This is a genomic window from Peribacillus huizhouensis (assembly GCF_014138605.1).
Taxonomy (GTDB): domain Bacteria; phylum Bacillota; class Bacilli; order Bacillales; family DSM-1321; genus Peribacillus; species Peribacillus huizhouensis.
Window position 1 is genome coordinate 1 of the sequence record NZ_JACJHX010000047.1, and the last position, 2934, is coordinate 2934.

The window sequence follows — 2934 nt, forward strand, 5'->3', positions numbered from 1 at the left end:
GGTTAAGTTAGAAAGGGCGCACGGTGGATGCCTTGGCACTAGGAGCCGATGAAGGACGGGACTAACACCGATATGCTTCGGGGAGCTGTAAGTAAGCTTTGATCCGGAGATTTCCGAATGGGGAAACCCACTGTTCGTAATGGAACAGTATCTTTACCTGAATACATAGGGTACTGAAGGCAGACCCGGGGAACTGAAACATCTAAGTACCCGGAGGAAGAGAAAGCAAACGCGATTTCCTGAGTAGCGGCGAGCGAAACGGAAGATAGCCCAAACCAAGAGGCTTGCCTCTTGGGGTTGTAGGACACTCAACATGGAGTTACAAAGGAACGGGGTAAATGAAGAGATCTGGAAAGGTCCGTCAAAGAAGGTAAAAACCCTGTAGTTGAAACTTCGTTCCCTCCTGAGTGGATCCTGAGTACGGCGGGACACGAGAAATCCCGTCGGAAGCAGGGAGGACCATCTCCCAAGGCTAAATACTACCTAGTGACCGATAGTGAACCAGTACCGTGAGGGAAAGGTGAAAAGCACCCCGGAAGGGGAGTGAAATAGATCCTGAAACCGTGTGCCTACAAGTAGTTAGAGCCCGTTAATGGGTGATAGCGTGCCTTTTGTAGAATGAACCGGCGAGTTACGATTTCATGCAAGGTTAAGTTGATAAGACGGAGCCGCAGCGAAAGCGAGTCTGAATAGGGCGCATGAGTATGAGGTCGTAGACCCGAAACCAGGTGATCTACCCATGTCCAGGGTGAAGTTCAGGTAACACTGAATGGAGGCCCGAACCCACGCACGTTGAAAAGTGCGGGGATGAGGTGTGGGTAGCGGAGAAATTCCAATCGAACCTGGAGATAGCTGGTTCTCTCCGAAATAGCTTTAGGGCTAGCCTCGAGATGAGAGTATTGGAGGTAGAGCACTGATTGGACTAGGGGCCCCCAACGGGTTACCGAATTCAGTCAAACTCCGAATGCCAAATACTTATTCTCGGGAGTCAGACTGCGAGTGATAAGATCCGTAGTCAAGAGGGAAACAGCCCAGACCACCAGCTAAGGTCCCCAAGTTTACGTTAAGTGGAAAAGGATGTGGAGTTGCTTAGACAACCAGGATGTTGGCTTAGAAGCAGCCATCATTTAAAGAGTGCGTAATAGCTCACTGGTCGAGTGACTCTGCGCCGAAAATGTACCGGGGCTAAACGTAACACCGAAGCTGTGGATGGATACCGTATGGTATCCGTGGTAGGAGAGCGTTCTAAGGGCGTTGAAGCTAGACCGGAAGGACTGGTGGAGCGCTTAGAAGTGAGAATGCCGGTATGAGTAGCGAAAGAAGGGTGAGAATCCCTTCCACCGAATGCCTAAGGTTTCCTGAGGAAGGCTCGTCCGCTCAGGGTTAGTCGGGACCTAAGCCGAGGCTGAAAAGCGTAGGCGATGGACAACAGGTTGATATTCCTGTACCACCTATACATCGTTTGAGCGATGGGGGGACGCAGGAGGATAGGGTAAGCGCGCTGTTGGATATGCGCGTCCAAGCAGTTAGGCCGGAAACGAGGAAAATCCCGTTTCCATCAAGGCGGAGCTGTGATGGCGAGGGAAATATAGTACCGAAGTTCCTGATTCCACACTGCCAAGAAAAGCCTCTAGTGAGATGTAGGGTGCCCGTACCGCAAACCGACACAGGTAGGCGAGGAGAGAATCCTAAGGTGTGCGAGAGAACTCTCGTTAAGGAACTCGGCAAAATGACCCCGTAACTTCGGGAGAAGGGGTGCTTTTTAGGGTGAATAGCCCGGAAAAGCCGCAGTGAATAGGCCCAGGCGACTGTTTAGCAAAAACACAGGTCTCTGCAAAGCCGCAAGGCGAAGTATAGGGGCTGACGCCTGCCCGGTGCTGGAAGGTTAAGGGGAGAGGTTAGCCGCAAGGCGAAGCTTTGAACCGAAGCCCCAGTAAACGGCGGCCGTAACTATAACGGTCCTAAGGTAGCGAAATTCCTTGTCGGGTAAGTTCCGACCCGCACGAAAGGCGTAACGATCTGGGCACTGTCTCAACGAGAGACTCGGTGAAATTATAGTACCTGTGAAGATGCAGGTTACCCGCGACAGGACGGAAAGACCCCGTGGAGCTTTACTGCAGCCTGATATTGAATTTTGGTACAGCTTGTACAGGATAGGTAGGAGCCTGTGAAGCCGGAGCGCCAGCTTCGGTCGAGGCGTCGGTGGGATACTACCCTGGCTGTATTGAAATTCTAACCCGCGCCCCTTATCGGGGCGGGAGACAGTGTCAGGCGGGCAGTTTGACTGGGGCGGTCGCCTCCTAAAATGTAACGGAGGCGCCCAAAGGTTCCCTCAGAATGGTTGGAAATCATTCGTAGAGTGTAAAGGCACAAGGGAGCTTGACTGCGAGACCTACAAGTCGAGCAGGGACGAAAGTCGGGCTTAGTGATCCGGTGGTTCCGCATGGAAGGGCCATCGCTCAACGGATAAAAGCTACCCCGGGGATAACAGGCTTATCTCCCCCAAGAGTCCACATCGACGGGGAGGTTTGGCACCTCGATGTCGGCTCATCGCATCCTGGGGCTGTAGTCGGTCCCAAGGGTTGGGCTGTTCGCCCATTAAAGCGGTACGCGAGCTGGGTTCAGAACGTCGTGAGACAGTTCGGTCCCTATCCGTCGTGGGCGCAGGAAATTTGAGAGGAGCTGTCCTTAGTACGAGAGGACCGGGATGGACGCACCGCTGGTGTACCAGTTGTTCTGCCAAGAGCATCGCTGGGTAGCTACGTGCGGACGGGATAAATGCTGAAAGCATCTAAGCATGAAGCCCCCCTCAAGATGAGATTTCCCATAGCGTAAGCTAGTAAGATCCCTGAAAGATGATCAGGTTGATAGGTCAGAGGTGGAAGCGTGGCGACATGTGGAGCTGACTGATACTAATCGATCGAGGACTTAACC

The 2934-nt window shown here is 52.8% G+C and carries 1 rRNA gene; it reads left to right on the top strand.

Features of this window, described 5'->3' with window-relative positions:
• Window positions 1-2934, top strand: a 23S ribosomal RNA gene (locus HNP81_RS23500); the annotation flags it as partial.